We start from the raw sequence: 16,553 nt of genomic DNA on the forward strand, positions 1-16,553 counted from the left end.
AAACGAGATACCCTCTTGACTGTCGCAGAAAACTTTTCGCAGCCAACTTATAAAGCATTGAGTTTTCCACCTCCCCCAATGGTCGCCTGCATATCAATCACCCGTTCAAAAAATTCGTTTCTTGAACCTCTGCGAACTACTTCAGAGAAAATCACCCCATCTTTGATAAATAAAATCCGATCACAATAACTGGCTGTATACGGATCATGTGTTACTAATAAGATAGTTGATTTTTCTACTCGGTTCATCGTTGTTAAATAATTTAGTAACTCGGTGGCTGATTTCGAGTCCAGAGACCCGGTTGGCTCATCAGCAAAAATGACTTGTGGTTGAATAACTAATGCTCTAGCAGCCGCAATCCGTTGTCTCTGACTAACTGATAATTCATCTGGATAACGTTTTAAGATTTCTTCGATCCCTAATAATTGAGCAACATGCAACACACTTTTTTCCATCTCTTCTTTCGAGATTCGTTCCACCGCTAATGGTAGTAAGATATTGTCCTTCGCATTCAATGTATCGATCAAATTAAATTCTTGAAAAATAAATCCTAATTTTTTGCGACGGAAGTCACTCAATTCATTATTTTTCATTTTAGTGATCTCATTTCCTTGGATCAACACACTTCCCATCGTTGGTAGATTGATCGTCGAAAGAATATTCATCAAAGTCGTCTTTCCAGCACCACTCGGACCCATGATGCCAACAAATTCTCCTTTTTCTACTGTAAAAGAGATATTATCAAGTACTTTTACCGGCGAAAGCTTATTTCCATAGCTTTTACTTACATGTTTTACCTCGATCATTTTATCCATGGCTTTCCTCCTTGGGTTTTGCTTACTCGCCACACTGACACACTTACCAGCATATTAGCATATTCTTTGGTTTTTTTCTCTGATCTTTACAGCATTTGAGCATTTCTTTTTAGATTTTTATCATTTCACAGACATAACTTTTTTTAAAAAATTTTTATTCATCTATTTTATTCACGAAAGCGGTATATTCAAAATAAAAATCCTATAAACTTACGTTTTCACTTTTTTTCACAAAGAAATATATACAACATATAGTATAGTTGTCCGTTTATACACCTGTTTGCATACTATATATAGCTAGTATTTAGTTGCTCCTTCGTGGATTTTGTTTTATGATAGACAAGAAGAATTTAGCAGGAGTTGAATAAAATGAGTGTACAAATTGAAGAAAAAGTAACAGATCCCCTTCACTCAGAAGTATCAAACATAACAATCATTAAACGAGATGGTCGACGTGTCGAATTTGATGAAACAAAAATCAATGAGGCTTTAGTCAAAGCTGAAAAGAAAATTCATGGCTCATTGTCTCCACTTACTTATGAAAAAATTCAAACGATCGTGGATTTAGTCGTTCAAGAAATCAAACGACGCTTTACCGACAACGTTAAAATATATGAGATCCAAAATATCGTTGAACACATTCTTTTAGAAAAAAACGAATATGAATTAGCAGAAGAATATATCAATTACCGCACAAAACGTGATTTTGCCAGAAGCAAAGCCACAGATATCAATTTTTCGATCAAAAAATTGATCAATAAAGACCAAACAGTTGTCAATGAGAATGCAAATAAAGATAGTAATGTCTTCAATACTCAAAGAGATTTAACCGCTGGTATCGTTGGAAAATCCATCGGTTTGAAAATGTTGCCCCCACATATCGCAAATGCGCATCAAAAAGGCGACATCCATTACCATGATTTAGATTATCATCCATACACACCAATGACAAACTGTTGTTTGATCGATTTCAAAGGAATGTTGAACAACGGATTCAAAATTGGAAATGCTGAAGTGGAATCACCAAAATCAATTCAAACTGCTACTGCTCAAATTTCACAGATCATTGCAAATGTAGCTTCCAGTCAATATGGTGGTTGTTCTGCTGACCGAACAGATGAATTACTTGCTCCTTTCGCTGAACTGAATTATCAAAAACATTTAGCGGATGCAGAAGAATGGATCGAAACACCTGAACGTCGAGTAGAGTATGCGAAATCAAAAACCAAAAAAGATATTTTTGATGCGATGCAAAGTCTAGAATATGAAATCAATACTCTTTTTACTTCAAATGGTCAAACACCATTTACTTCTCTTGGATTTGGTTTAGGAAAAAACTGGTTTGAGCGAGAAATTCAAAAAGCAATCTTACAAAATCGGATCAATGGCTTAGGCAGCGAAAAGCGGACAGCTATCTTCCCTAAATTGATTTTCACATTAAAAGATGGCATAAACTTGAACCCGACTGATCCTAATTATGACATTAAACAATTAGCTCTGGAATGTGCAACTAAGCGGATGTATCCTGATATTTTAAACTACGACAAAATCGTTGAATTAACCGGTAGTTTCAAAGTACCTATGGGTTGTCGTTCATTTTTACAAGGTTGGAAAGATGAAAATGGCCAAGAAGTGAACGTTGGACGAATGAATCTTGGTGTGGTCACACTAAACTTACCTCGTATTGCCATCGAAGCGAAAGGCGATCAGGAAAAATTCTGGCAAATCCTCTCTGAGCGCTTAGCCATCATGAAAGATGCTTTAGTTTATCGTGTCGATCGTTGTAAAGAAGCGATCCCTGCTAACGCACCAATCTTATATATGTATGGTGCATTCGGTAAACGTCTCTCAAAAACAGATGCTGTCGATGAATTATTCAAAAATCGTCGTGCAACGGTTTCTTTAGGTTATATCGGTCTTTACGAAGTGGCTTCTGCTTTTTATGGTGGGGAATGGGAAAACAATCCCGAAGCAAAAGATTTTACCCTTGATATCGTGAAGGAATTAAAAGCCAAAGCAGATGCTTGGGGTGACGAATATGGATATCATTTCAGCGTTTACTCTACACCTAGTGAGAGCTTAACTGATCGTTTCTGCCGATTAGATACAGAAAAATTTGGCGAAGTCGAAAACATCACTGATAAAGAATATTACACGAATAGTTTCCATTATGACGTTCGTAAAAACCCAACTCCGTTTGAAAAACTAGATTTTGAAAAAGATTATCCGAAGTATTGTTCTGGTGGTTTTATCCATTACTGTGAGTACCCAATGCTTCAACAAAACCCGAAAGCATTAGAAGCCGTTTGGGATTATGCTTACGATAAAGTTGGCTATTTAGGAACGAATACACCAATTGATCATTGCTACAAATGTGGCTTTGAAGGTGACTTCAAACCAACCGAACGTGGCTTTGAATGTCCCGAATGCGGCAATCATGATCCAAAAACTTGTGACGTCGTTAAAAGAACCTGTGGCTATTTAGGTAACCCACAAGCACGCCCAATGGTTCACGGTCGTCACAAGGAGATCTCTTCACGTGTCAAACATATGAAGTAATCTTTCTCTACTATTTCGTTCTAATTTACTCTAAGAATAAAGATAGAGCGATCGTTATTCCTTAGAAAACAATCCCCTTTCACAGCGTGACTACGATAAATCGAACGGTGTGTGAACCGTGACCGTTCGATTTATTTGCATTTTTTTGAGGCTAGTCCATTATCTTTTCTGAGACTGCTTGCTGTGAAACTGGTTTGAGTTTTAAGTAAATTTTTCATACTTTGATGTTAGAAAGAAGTTTTTTTATGCGAAATCCTAAACCTAAAGAATGGCTGGCACAAGATTACAGCCAAAATTACATTGCTGATTACAAACCATTTAACTTTGTGGATGGCGAAGGCGTAAGAAATAGTCTTTATGTGAGTGGCTGCTTATTTGCTTGTGAAGGATGTTTCAATAAAGCAGCGCAAAACTTCCGCTATGGTAAACCTTTCACACCAGAGCTGGAAGAACAAATCATTACCGATCTCCGCCATGATTACGTTCAAGGACTGACCCTTTTAGGCGGGGAACCTTTTCTAAACACGGACGTCTGTCTCCAAGTCGTTGAGCGTATCCGACAAGAATTTGGTCAGACCAAAGATATCTGGTCGTGGACCGGTTATACTTTTGACGAACTACTTCAAGACTCCGAAGACAAGTTAGCTCTTTTAGAAAAAATCGATATCTTAGTTGATGGACGTTTTGAACTAAGTAAAAAGGATTTAAAACTACAGTTTCGCGGTAGTAGTAATCAACGCATCATCGATGTCAAAAAATCGCTAGCCGAAAATAGAGTAGTGATTTGGGAAAAATGCAGCGATGCTACAGAATCGTATGAACAAATCAAAAAACAGGAGTTCATTTAGGTCCTCCCACTCCTTATTGAATAAAAAACAGTAGAAACGTATGTTGATTTCCAACACGTTTTCTACTGTTTTTTCATTCCCACAAAGGTAACACAATATTCTCATAAGTCATGGGATCTAAATTCGTTAACGTGATCCCCAAGAGACGTATGCCTTGTTCAATCCCTAAAATTTCTTCCCAAATCAAACTTGCTTGATAAAAGAGCGCTTCTTTCTTATAGATATACTCAGGTAAAGTGACTCTTTTCGTGACTGTCGTATAATCCGTATATCTCACTTTTAACACTACGGTTTTTCCATGTTTCTGGACTCTTTTCAACGACTCTTCGACTTTCTCAGCTAATTGTTGTAATTGTGCTAATACCGCTTCTTCCGTTTGTAGTGGCTGACCATAAGTATGCTCTTTTCCTACAGATTTTCTTTCTCTTGTCACATTGACTGGTGCATCATGGACACCTCTTACTTTTCGATAAAGCGAATAGCCCATCTTTCCAAATTGTTGGATCAACATCATCTCTGTACAATTATAAAGATCTTCTCCAGTGAAAATACCAAGTTCATGCATCTTAGGGACGGTTTTTTTTCCTACCCCATGAAATTTATCAATAGGTAATGCCTTTAGGAACGTCAATGCGTCTTGAGGTGCAACGATAGTAATGCCTTTAGGTTTTTGAAAATCTGAGGCTAATTTCGCTAAAAACTTATTATAGCTCACACCTGCCGAGCAGGTCAGTTTTACCTCTTCCCAAATGTCTCTTTGGATCAAACGAGCAATTTTGATTGCTGATTTACAATTGCGTTTATTGTTCGTCACATCAAGATAGGCTTCATCAATACTGACAGGCTCAACGATATCCGTATATCGGTAAAAAATCTCACGAACAATTTGTGAGATCTCACTATATTTTTGATGATCGCCTGGTTTAAAAATGGCTTGCGGACATAATTCATATGCTTTTTGCGCACTCATCGCTGAATGGATGCCATACTTTCTTGCTTCATAATTCGCTGTAGTAACCACTCCTCGACCACCAGTGTCACTCGGATGTCTGGCAATAACTAAGGGTTTCCCTCTAAATTCTGGATGATCCCGTTCTTCGACAGAGGCAAAAAAGCATCCATATCGATATGAATGATTTTTCTAGATGTATCATTATGTAAAGGAAACTGTAATTCCATCTCACTCACCCCTATCATGATTATATAGGAACTTTTGTTCGGTGACAAGAAGATGGTTACCCACCAAACGGACCACAAAAAAGAGCCGAAATTTCACAAAAACTGAGACATCAATTTCGGAAATCACGACTTCTAAAATGATCATTCATCACTTGAGACTGTTTAGTAAACCAACCAGGTCATCTGAATCATTCGTTACTCAGTTTCTTCAGTCGCTTGCAAGGATGCATCAGAATGAAGAAAATAAATCAACGTTTGTAATTCATTCGTTAAGTCAACATTTTGAATCAACACGTCTGCTGGCGCATTTAATCGAGCAGAAGTAAAATTCAAGATACCTTTAATGCCCGCTTCAGTCAACCGATTAACTACTTCTTGTGCTCGCTCAGCTGGTATCGTCAATATTGCTACTTCGATTTGTTGGATCTTGATTTGCTCAAACATATCTTCCATAGGGTAAACGGGAATCCCATCCACGATCCGTCCAACGATTGCTTCGTTGACATCAAATGCACAACTTACACGGATACTGTTACTTTGATGGAATTTATATTTTAAAAGGGCACTTCCCAAATTACCGACACCGATCAACGCCACATTAGTCAATTGATCATCATTCAATGTTTTTGCGAAAAAATGCATGAGGTCTTCAACATCGTAGCCATAGCCTCGTTTTCCTAATTCTCCAAAATATGAAAAATCACGGCGAATCGTTGCACTGTCAACTTGAACAGCCTCACTTAATTCAGTTGATGATACTTTTTTCTTACCAGCATTATTTAAGATTCGTAAATAACGGTAATACAAAGGTAGCCGTTTGGCTGTTGCCTTTGGAATAACATGATCTTTCACTTAATTACCTCCACTTTTACTTTAAGTTTACTTTGATTTATCCATCATATCAGTATATATAGGAAAAAATCAATTTGATTGCTTGGATATTGTGAAATTTTATTCTTTATTCATTTTTTTATCATTTCTTTGAACCTCGCAGTATCAAGGAATTTATGGTAGACTACTAGTTGAAAAAGAGATTTATTCTTAGAGAATTCACAAAGTAGAAAAGAGGATTCCATGATATTATTACAAGCCAATCAAATTGCTCGTCACTTCGGTGCAGAGATCTTATTTGAGAATATCCATTTAGAAATCAGCACAGGGGCTCGGATCGCATTAGTCGGCCGTAACGGAGCAGGAAAATCAACACTTTTGAAGATCCTTGCTGGAATCGAACGCCCCGATGAAGGAACAATTGCTAAAAATAAAGCTGCTACTTTAGGCTATCTGGCACAAGATACTGGGTTAGATTCAGCAGAAACAGTCTGGAATGAAATGCTTAAATCATTCGAAACAATCCGTCAAATGGAAAATCGAATGCGCGAACTTGAAATCTTGATTAGTGAAGGAACACCTGATACACCTTCCTATGAGTCACTTTTGAAAGAATACGATAAATTACAACACGATTTTTCAGATAGAAACGGTTATGGCTACGAAAATGAAATACGCTCTGTTTTGCATGGCTTTAAATTTGATCCGTCTTTTTATGATCAAAAAATCAATGAATTGTCTGGCGGACAACGCACTCGCTTAGCGTTAGCAAGAATGTTGCTCCAACATCCAGATATCTTGATCTTAGACGAACCAACCAACCATTTAGATATTGAGACTCTCTCTTGGTTAGAAGGCTACCTGCAAAGTTATACTGGTGCCTTACTGATCGTCTCCCATGACCGATATTTCTTAGATAAAGTCGCAACAGAAGTTTACGAATTAAATCGAAAAAAAATGCGCCACTATAAAGGGAATTATTCGAAGTATCTTGACATGAAAGCTGAACAATTAGCAACTGAATGGAAAGCCTATGAAAAACAACAAACTGAGATCCATAAATTGGAAGATTTTGTCGCACGCAACTTGGTACGCGCTTCTACGACGAAAAGAGCCCAAAGTCGCAGAAAAGTCCTTGAGAAAATGGATCGGATTGACCGTCCTCAAGGAGACGAAAAACAAGCTCACTTTCTTTTCAATGTAGCAAAACCATCAGGAAATGTCGTATTACAAATCGAAGATGCTGCGATTGGTTATCATAATGAAGTTTTGTCTGAACCGATCAATCTTGATATTCGGCGTCAAGAAGCCATTGCACTGGTCGGCCCCAATGGTATTGGTAAATCCACGCTTTTAAAATCGATCATCCATCAGTTGCCTTTTATCCGTGGAAAAGAACATTTAGGAACCAATGTGACGATCGGCTATTACGATCAAGGTCAAGCGGACTTACACACCAACAAAACTATTTTAGCTGAATTATGGGATGAACATCCAACGACTCCCGAAAAAGAAATTCGTAGCGTTTTGGGTGCCTTTCTATTTTCTGGTGAAGATGTAGAAAAGACCATCCCCTTGCTAAGCGGTGGTGAAAAAGCCCGAGTCGCCCTTGCAAAACTCGCAATGAATCAAGAAAACTTTTTGATTTTAGACGAACCAACCAACCACCTGGACATTGATAATAAAGAAGTATTAGAAAATGCCTTGATTGATTATGATGGTACTTTGTTGTTTGTCTCTCATGACCGTTATTTCATCAATCGGATTGCCACAAAAGTCATCGAATTATCGGAAAACGGTAGTAAAGTTTATTTAGGTGACTATGATTATTATTTGGAAAAGAAACAAGAAGAAGCGGAGATAGCAGAGCTGTTAGCTGAAAAAACACCAGAAGAAGAGCATATTTCTACGAACAAGAAAACCTATTTCCAAAGTAAAGAGCAACAAAAGCTGATACGTAGTTTACAACGTAAAATCACTCAAATTGAAGAAGAATTAGCTATTTTAGATGAACAGATCGAGTTACTAGAACAGCAAATGGTGTCCCCAGAGAATTTGGATGACCATCTCAAATTAAATGAATTGAATCAAACACTCGAAGCAACTCGCCAATCTCAAGAAACGAAACTTTCTGAATGGGAAGATTTGAGTATTGAGCTTGAAGAATATGAAAATGAATAAAAACAGATAAATAAATATTCATTTCTGCACTAGAAACGCTCTCAAAACAGTACCCTCTGTTTCGAGGGCGTTTCACTTATCACAACGCACACTATCAAAGCAATCTCAAAGTGCTTGTTTATTCTCTACCTAAATTTTCTTGAACTTTTGTCTCACTAGATTGTGCCTTTGTTTCGATTAAACTGGGTTCCTTTATTTTATCAGTTATACTTTCCATCGTTTGGCATCCATTCGTTTGAGTTTTTTGGTTTGTCCGACTCTCCATCTGATCCCTCCCCTTATTCAATGAGAAATCAGTGATCTTCTTTGTTACTTGAAAATCAATTACCACTTTGTTTCTTTGACAGCCTTTAGGATTTATTCGCCCAAACATTTCTTGATAAGCTTGTTGATTTAGCCGATAATTAGTAATTTCCCCTCCCAAACACCGCGATAAAATTTCACTTTTTATCTTTATATTCTTCGCTAGTTCTTCTTTGATTTCCTTTAAATTTCCTTTCTCGAACATTGTATCCAACTTATATTCCTGTAATTTTGCTTCATTTATTTGTAGCCAGATATTTAAATAATCTGTTAAATAAATCTTTTCTTGACTATGGACTTGTATTTCTTTATGAAAGGCTTCAGTATGAGATTCATAACTGGTTTCACCACTATTTACTTCTTCTGCTTTTTTTTCTAGTGCATACAAGCGGATTAATGCTGTAGTCGCCGGACAAAAGTCTTTCGGTTCATGAATCTTTTTATTTAGCTTAAGTAGCATTTCATTGACTTCTTTATCTTGATTATTTGAAAAATTTTTTCTAAGCCATTGAGACAATCCCATTCTAAACACTCCTATCTATCGCTCTTTTACAAGAATTATATCTGTTATTCTTTTTATTAATAGGTCACTTTATTCCTTTCAACCTAAAAAAAACGACTATTACTAAAAGAGAGACTGAGCAAAAATTTTCTCAGTCTCCTCTATTCATTTCCTACTCATTCATACTAGTTGCACCAAAATTCTGTTTGTTTAAGATACTTGATTGAATTCTTGATTTTTCAGTTCATACACTACATCGCAGCCTTTAGCGACATCCTGTTCGTGGGTGACTAAAATAATACATTTCTTTTGCTCATGTGCAATCTCTTGGAAAAGTTTAACGATCTCGCTGGAAGTTGCTTCATCCAAGTTTCCAGTCGGTTCATCCGCAACGATTAGATCGTGTTCACAGCATAGGGCTCTAGTGATTGCTACTCGTTGCTGCTGACCACCAGATAGCATCGTAACTTTTTTATCTGCTAAATCCTTAGTGATTCCGACTTTTTCCAAGTTCGCTAAGGCGTAGGCTTTTTTATCTGTCTGTTGGCTTTGAGCAATCTCCATCGCTGTTACCACATTGTCTACTGCCGATAAATACGGCAGTAGATTATAGGCTTGGAACACAATTGATACATCTTTACGACGATATTCCCGCAATCCAATTTTTTTCAACGATTTGTCGTCATAGAGAATTTCTCCGCTTTTTGGTGTATCTAATCCTGCGATCAGGGATAAAAAAGTCGTTTTCCCTGAACCGCTCGTACCTAAAATTGCATACATTTTGCCTTTTTCAAAAGTTAAATTAACATTTTCGAATAATCGTCGGTTGTCTTCATACCAGTAGCCTAAATCTTTTGTTGATAGTGTCATTAAAAATTCCTCCTTTAATTAGGAAATCAATATTTTCTTCGGATTCAGTCGTAGAATTCCTGCTGATGAAAGGACAATTGAGAATAAACTAATCCCCAGCCCAATTCCTGCAAGACTTAAAATCTCGGTTGGCTGCATTGAAATATTTAGTTCTTGAATTTCTTTTGATTGTGTAAATGGATTGCTTCCCATTTGACCACCACTAGGACCACCGTTTCCGCCACCAGGTGCTTGTCCTTGGTTACCTTGATTTGGACCGCCGTTTCCTGCCGTATTCGCTTCTTGTCCATCTGCATTTTGCGAAGTTGTTTGCTGACTCAACAACTGGTTGCCGACTGCATTACCAACAACATTTCCGCTAGCTGCAGCGATCCCTAAAGCGAAGATCATGCAGACAAAAATCTCAACGAAAAATTGTGAAATAACTTTGACCCGTGATTCACCTAATGAAAGTAATACACCGATCTCATATTTACGTTCACGAATCGACAGCATAATAATCAATGTCAAAATAATGACTCCGGCTACGGCTACTAAAATCACGATATTCTTCGCAAAGCTTGATACATTATTCAATGGTTGAAGCATTTGCTGATACATTTGATCATTGGTTTCTAAGCTGAATGTATCCGTATCGATCAATTTATTCGCTGCTTCTACAAAGCTGTCCATGTCTTTGGGATCATCTAAGTTATAAACTGCCGAATCGATCGTTTTTCCTTCCGATCCAGTTAAGGTGTTAACCAGTGTATAAGAAGAAAAAATCGTGTTCGCTGGATTCATAAAGTTGAAGCGAGCACTCATACTGTTGCCAGAATCACTTGTTTTGTAAATACCTTTAATAGTAACTTCAACATCTTTATCATCGGTATCTTTAATCTTAAATTTGTCCCCGACACTTAGATCGTTCGCTTCCGCTAAACTTTGCTCGATCAGTACATTATTCGTCCCTTCATCATCCGAAGTGATTGCCTTGCCTTCAACTAGGCTAGCTGTTCCTGATGAAAAATCACTGTAAGAATTACTTTCGGAAACACCTTTAATTTGGAAATCCCCTTGACTCATCCCACCAGGTGCTTTCTGTCCACCAAATCCAACAGCTTGTTCATCCGAAGATTCCTCTTCACTGTCACTATCACTCGAGATCGGTGTAATCCCTGTGCCTTTATCCGCTGAAGTACTTGCTTCAAATGAATACGATTTAACATTCGCTAATTCTGCGATTTTTTTTGCATCACTCAAGTTGACGGGTGTCTGTTCAAAGCTACCTGGATCTGGACGACTGCTTTCATCATCTGAATCTGAATTTGATTGCTGTTTGAACATTGCCTCTCGGTTCGTTGATAAGGTGACGGTCGCCCCGACACTTTTTTTCGCATTCGTGGTCGCCAGTTCAGCGCCGCTGCGGATCGTTAACCCCGCTAATACAAAAATTAATATGGCGGAAAAGACGGTGATCATAATGATGCTGCGTCCTTTTTTTGCCCAAAGGCTTTGAATCGCCCGTTTGATATAATTCATTTGGGTTCCTCCTTCATTTGTCTGTTTATAGAATAGGCAAGTTGGCTTAACCGAAGCTTAAACGAGATAAAAAAGTTTTTAAGGTTGTTTTAGGAAAGCGTGGTAAACTGAGTAAGTAATAGATGAAAAAGGAGAAAATCAATGATAAACCTTTTAATAGTAGAAGATGAAGCGACACTTTCAGATAATATAAAAGAAATCTTGTCGGATTTAGGTGAGATCACACAGATCTATGATGGGGAAGAAGGCTTATTTGAAGCAGAAACTGGTGTTTATGATCTAATATTGCTGGACCTGATGCTGCCAGGGAAAAACGGCTACGAAATCTTAGCAGAATTACGGAAAAAAAATATCCAAACCCCTTTGCTGATTCTAACTGCCAAAGATGGCCTAGAAGACAAAATCACTGGATTTCAAAAAGGTGCAGACGATTATTTGACGAAACCTTTTTATCGCGAAGAACTGATTATGCGGGTCAAAGCGTTATTGAAGCGTTCGTTAGGATTGTTTTCTGAGAATCAAATCGTCTATAAAAATATTACCTGCAACCTTGCGACGAAAGAAGTAACCATCGACGATGAGATCTTATCAATTCAAGGAAAAGAATTTGATCTCTTGGTTTATTTCATCCAAAATAAGGGCGTGATTTTAACAAAGGAGCAAATCTTCGATCGGATTTGGGGATTTGATTCCGATACGACCATTACAGTTGTAGAAGTATATATGAGTCACTTAAGAAAACATTTGAAGCCGTCAGGTGCAGATCAGTTCTTTAAAACACTGAGAAATGTCGGCTACATCTTACAAAAGGATTAATGCTATGAATACCGAAATATCAAGAAAACAACGATTAAAATTTTTCTTCTTAAATGTAGCCGCTTTTGCAGGTATCTTCCTATTATTAGGATTTATAACTCTACAGCTGCTGCAAAGCTCGGCCTACCGCCAGACAGACCTGTCACTAACTCAAATGGCGGAGAATGAACATCTTATTCAGATGGAAATCAACCGGTACCAACAAAGCAATCCCTTTCTGGCACAAATGCCGGGCGATCAGCTGAGAGAGAATGGACCAGAAGGCAATAATCAGTTCAATACTCAGATCATTTTATGGTCAAAAGAAGGAGCGATTCTCAACAAAGACACGATTGGTGGACGGTTCACTGAACTGGAAAATTTAACCTTAGATAAGAAAAATCTCGATTCTGTTCAAGCATTAAGTTTAAAAAATGCAGGCTATTCTAGCCAAAAACTTTCCTTTCATTCGTATACAATCAAAGCAGATAAAGGAGGAGACATCGCCTATATTCAATTTTTAGCCAATACCAATCAAATCGCAGACTCCATGAAAACCTTCAAGACAACACTGATTATCTGTATGGTCGTTTTTTGGCTGATTTCGATTGGAATAAGCTTTTACATTTCAAAAATGAATATGCAACCCATCATGCTCTCATGGCGCAAACAACAGGAATTTGTTGAAAATGCCTCTCACGAATTACGCACGCCACTAGCAATCATTCAAAACAGCCTGCAGCAATTGTTCACCCGACCCAATCACACCATCTTGGAAGAGTCTGAACCAATTGCCCAAGCCCTGAATGAAACACGGCGAATGAAAAGCCTGACTGAAGACCTGCTAACCTTGGCACGCAGTGATTCCAATCAGTTGCTTCTGCAGAAAGAATAATCCCAAAGACTTTATTCGTCAATTAGCCCAGCCCTTCCAGGAAATCGCAGAAATAAACGATCAATATTTTGTCTTGGAAAACTTTGCCGATCAACCAGTGATAGTCGACGAAAAACGTATCCACCAAGTTCTAGTTATTCTGCTGGACAATGCGCTAAAATACACAGAAGCTAAAGAAAAAATTGTCCTGCAATCTGAAATCTCCAACGATAATTGGCTGATTGAAGTCAAAAACAACGGGCCATCTATCAGCGATGAAGACAAAAGACGAATTTTTGAACGCTTCTACCGCGAAGACCGCTCTCGTTCTAAAGAAACTGGTGGATATGGTCTTGGTCTCGCAATTGCCAAACAAATCATCACTCAGCATAAAGGCAAACTGTCCGTAAGGGACTGGGAACCTAGAGGAGTCGTTTTTCAAATACAATTGCCAATGAAATAGATGACAAAACGACTAAATTGTGACCAGATGATAGATTTTTATACCTGTATGTAATTCCTTCTCTTTTGTTTCTATACTTTGTGTGACTGAGCCAAAACTTGTCTCAGTCTCTTCTAGTATCTCTAAAAACGAATAAACGGTGAAAAAAAGACACCTTGAAATCCTTTAGAATTAGTTTAACGAACCAATTCATAGGAGGATTCAAGATGTCTGATACTCAGTTTATCAAACATATCCTAAACATTCTAAACCTGATTATCTATTTCGCGGAAAATTGTTTAACCAAATAAAAAGAACAGAAAAAAGTATTTCTTCTTTCTCTTAGATTCTTCGCATTCTTTCAGTAAGATAAAAGGATTCAGCTTTTTAACACTTAGGCAATTTGCAATGTATCAACTTTAAATTGTTCGTCTACGTATTTGGCATAGGTTTTGTGTTTTTCAACAAGCTCAGCGTGTTTTCCTGAACCGGTTACTTTTCCTTTTTCGATAAAGTAGATTTTATCAGCATCCACGATCGTTGATAGACGATGTGCGATCACTAATGTTGTCCGACCTTTCATCAGATTTGCCAAGGCTTGTTGGACTTTTGCTTCTGATTCAGAATCAAGACTTGCTGTTGCTTCATCCAACATCAAGACCTTTGGATCTCTTAAGAACGCTCGAGCGATTGCCAGTCGTTGCCGTTGGCCTCCAGAAATTTTCGTACCACGCTCGCCCACTTCTGTATCTAAACCATTGGGCATCTCTTCCACAAATTGACGTGCATAGGCTAATTCTAACACTTCCCAAAGCTGCTCATCTGTGTAAGTATCCGCTAATCCATAAGTTAAATTATAACGGATCGTTCCTGCCATAATAGCAGAATCTTGGGAAACATAGCCAATTTGACTACGATAATTGGACAACTTGATCTTTTGGATCTCCGTTGTGCCAAATTTGATCGTACCTGCTGTTGGCTCATAAAAACGTTCTAATAAACTGAATGTAGTCGATTTCCCTCCACCAGAAGGACCCGCAAAAGCAATGATCTCGTTAGGTTTAGCTTCAAAAGACACATTCGTTAAAATCGGTTCCTCAGGTGCATCACTATAAGCAAAGTCCACGTTAGAAACACACAATGTTTTGTTCGATAAATCCACTTCTTCACCAGATTCAAAGTCTTCAGGTACTTCATTCAATAATTCTTGTACACGGCGTGTCGAACCAGCAGCTTTTGCCATTTCAGAAAACAACGTGGCAATCGTTGGCATCGCGCCGATCAGATTGAAGAGATACATGAGAAAACTCATCAATACCCCGATCGTCATCGCACCAATCGCAATACGATGCATTCCATAAGCTAGCAAACCAAAGACCATACTCATAAAAACCATCATCATGATTGGTTGCATTGCAGCATCAAAGACTGCTTCTTTTTTACCAACGCGAAACAAACGATCGGCTTCATTTGCTGCCCGTTCTTGTGCTTGTTGTTCGGCATTCGACGTTTTTACTAAACGAATTTCAGACAACGTTTCTGTTGCGATTCCATTGAAATGACTCATAGCATCTTGACGGATATGACTGATCTTTGAACCAAAGGTCATCACAGGAATCATCAATAGGATAACGACGGGAACAGCAATAACCATGGCTAGCGACATATGCCAGTCCATTCGGATCATCATATAAACAGTCCCGATTACGGTAATGATGCTCGCAATCGTTTGTGGAAACGTCACAGCCAACAGTTGTTTTACCTGGGTCGTATCATTCGTTACTCGGCTGGACATCTCACCCGCCTTCACCGAATCAAAATAGGTGACTTTCAGTATCGTTAATTTATTCCATAAACGTTTTCGCATATTTTGAATGACGTTTTCGCCAAAAATTCCTAGAACCGTCCCACCAATCGCTGAAATTACAGCTGAAAAAACGAACATCCCCACGACTCTTCCTAATAAAGCATAATCGATCCCCTCTTGAAAATGATTAACTAAATTAGCCGCCAATTTAGGAACATAAACTTGTACAGCTGATGAACCTGCTAATAAGATCATGCCGATCGCCAGTAAAGGATAGCGCGGTTTTGTTTGTTTGATTAAACCAAGAAATTCTTTCAAAGAAAATCTTGTGTTCGTTTGTTTCATCGAGATACTAACGGGTCTTCCGCCTCCACCTTGTGCCATTATTTTCTACGTCCTTTCTTCCATCCTTCAAAGCCACCGTAATGTCTATCAAATCGTCCATCGAAGGCATCTCGATCAAAGCCACCTCGACCAAAACCACCGAATCCACTGCGATCCATCATCTGTTCACGTGCTCTGCCAAAATGCGCACTCATCTTATTGAATCGTTCCCAGCGTTGATCATCGCCGAAAACTTCAGCTAATTTTTCTTGAAATTCAGGACGATTGATATTTTCATTCATTCGTTCAAGGTAGGTATTCAATTGTGCTAACTCTTCTTCTGCAAAACCTTTAAATAAGAAATCTTTTAACGTTGTACTGATTGAACCACGCTCTTGCAGACTTTCTCGACCTTTATCAGTAATCTTGACCAAAGTCACTCGGGAATCCGTTGCTGATTTTTCCCGCATGACCGTCCCAGCCTCTTCTAATTTTTTGATGATTTGTGTCACACTAGACGGTTTAATATCTAGCACTTCAGCTAATCGTCCTGCCGTCACATCGTCCTCAGCCACTAAAATTTTTAATGTTTCAAAAGCATTGTCTGTCTTTTCTTCCACTTGATAGGCAAAAATCAAAAACGGTTGATGCGCAATCTCTAACAGATTTTCTAAGATTTCATGATTATTCATAAGATGACCT

The 16,553-nt window shown here is 38.2% G+C and carries 11 protein-coding genes and 2 pseudogenes; 5 read left to right on the forward strand and 8 right to left on the reverse strand.

What is annotated here, in order from left to right:
* Positions 1-47: 47 nt before the first annotated feature.
* On the reverse strand, positions 48-815 hold the full coding sequence (locus EHR_RS00925) for an ABC transporter ATP-binding protein (RefSeq protein WP_010738276.1): 768 nt from the start codon (positions 813-815) through the stop codon (positions 48-50).
* A 369-nt stretch (positions 816-1,184) separates the two neighbouring features.
* Here EHR_RS00925 and nrdD point away from each other — a divergent pair, with 369 nt between their 5' ends.
* Both nrdD and nrdG read left to right on the forward strand, forming a co-directional pair.
* Positions 1,185-3,374, forward strand: coding sequence for an anaerobic ribonucleoside-triphosphate reductase (gene nrdD, locus EHR_RS00930; protein ID WP_010719825.1), 2,190 nt, complete (start codon positions 1,185-1,187; stop codon positions 3,372-3,374).
* 245 nt (positions 3,375-3,619) lie between these two features.
* Positions 3,620-4,222, forward strand: a complete 603-nt coding sequence (gene nrdG / locus EHR_RS00935; RefSeq protein WP_010738277.1) for an anaerobic ribonucleoside-triphosphate reductase activating protein — start codon at positions 3,620-3,622, stop codon at positions 4,220-4,222.
* A gap of 73 nt (positions 4,223-4,295) precedes the next feature.
* On the opposite strand, the pseudogene dinB reads toward nrdG, so the two are convergent.
* A pseudogene (gene dinB / locus EHR_RS00940) lies at positions 4,296-5,401 on the reverse strand (DNA polymerase IV).
* Positions 5,402-5,596: 195 nt separating this feature from the next.
* Positions 5,597-6,253, reverse strand: a complete 657-nt coding sequence (locus EHR_RS00945; protein ID WP_010719828.1) for a redox-sensing transcriptional repressor Rex — start codon at positions 6,251-6,253, stop codon at positions 5,597-5,599.
* A gap of 222 nt (positions 6,254-6,475) precedes the next feature.
* Between EHR_RS00945 and abc-f the strand changes: the two genes are divergently transcribed.
* Positions 6,476-8,413 (forward strand): ribosomal protection-like ABC-F family protein, encoded by a 1,938-nt coding sequence (gene abc-f, locus EHR_RS00950; RefSeq protein WP_010738279.1) that lies wholly within the window; start codon positions 6,476-6,478, stop codon positions 8,411-8,413.
* Between the two features lie 118 nt (positions 8,414-8,531).
* Here the strand turns inward: abc-f and EHR_RS00955 are convergent, their stop codons facing one another.
* The 3 genes from EHR_RS00955 to EHR_RS00965 form a co-directional block, all read right to left on the reverse strand.
* Entirely contained in the window at positions 8,532-9,239 is a 708-nt protein-coding gene (locus EHR_RS00955; RefSeq protein WP_010738280.1) for a hypothetical protein, read from the reverse strand.
* A 189-nt stretch (positions 9,240-9,428) separates the two neighbouring features.
* Entirely contained in the window at positions 9,429-10,088 is a 660-nt protein-coding gene (locus EHR_RS00960; protein WP_010738281.1) for an ABC transporter ATP-binding protein, read from the reverse strand.
* Between the two features lie 18 nt (positions 10,089-10,106).
* Positions 10,107-11,609 carry an ABC transporter permease gene (locus EHR_RS00965; protein WP_010738282.1) on the reverse strand — a complete coding sequence of 501 codons (1,503 nt, stop codon included), beginning with the start codon at positions 11,607-11,609 and terminating at the stop codon, positions 10,107-10,109.
* A 141-nt stretch (positions 11,610-11,750) separates the two neighbouring features.
* Here EHR_RS00965 and EHR_RS00970 point away from each other — a divergent pair, with 141 nt between their 5' ends.
* A complete protein-coding gene (locus EHR_RS00970) occupies positions 11,751-12,425 on the forward strand; it encodes a response regulator transcription factor (RefSeq protein WP_010738283.1) in 675 nt (224 codons plus the stop codon).
* Between the two features lie 4 nt (positions 12,426-12,429).
* Positions 12,430-13,741: pseudogene (locus EHR_RS00975) on the forward strand (sensor histidine kinase).
* Between the two features lie 373 nt (positions 13,742-14,114).
* On the opposite strand, the gene EHR_RS00980 reads toward EHR_RS00975, so the two are convergent.
* Together EHR_RS00980 and EHR_RS00985 are read right to left on the reverse strand one after the other, a co-directional pair.
* On the reverse strand, positions 14,115-15,911 hold the full coding sequence (locus EHR_RS00980; RefSeq protein ID WP_010738285.1) for an ABC transporter ATP-binding protein: 1,797 nt from the start codon (positions 15,909-15,911) through the stop codon (positions 14,115-14,117).
* Positions 15,911-16,543: a MarR family winged helix-turn-helix transcriptional regulator gene (locus tag EHR_RS00985; RefSeq protein WP_010738286.1), complete on the reverse strand. Its 633-nt coding sequence runs from the start codon at positions 16,541-16,543 to the stop codon at positions 15,911-15,913. The genes EHR_RS00980 and EHR_RS00985 overlap by 1 nt, the downstream gene beginning before the upstream one ends.
* Positions 16,544-16,553 lie beyond the last annotated feature (10 nt).

Source organism: Enterococcus hirae ATCC 9790 (assembly GCF_000271405.2).
GTDB lineage: Bacteria > Bacillota > Bacilli > Lactobacillales > Enterococcaceae > Enterococcus_B > Enterococcus_B hirae.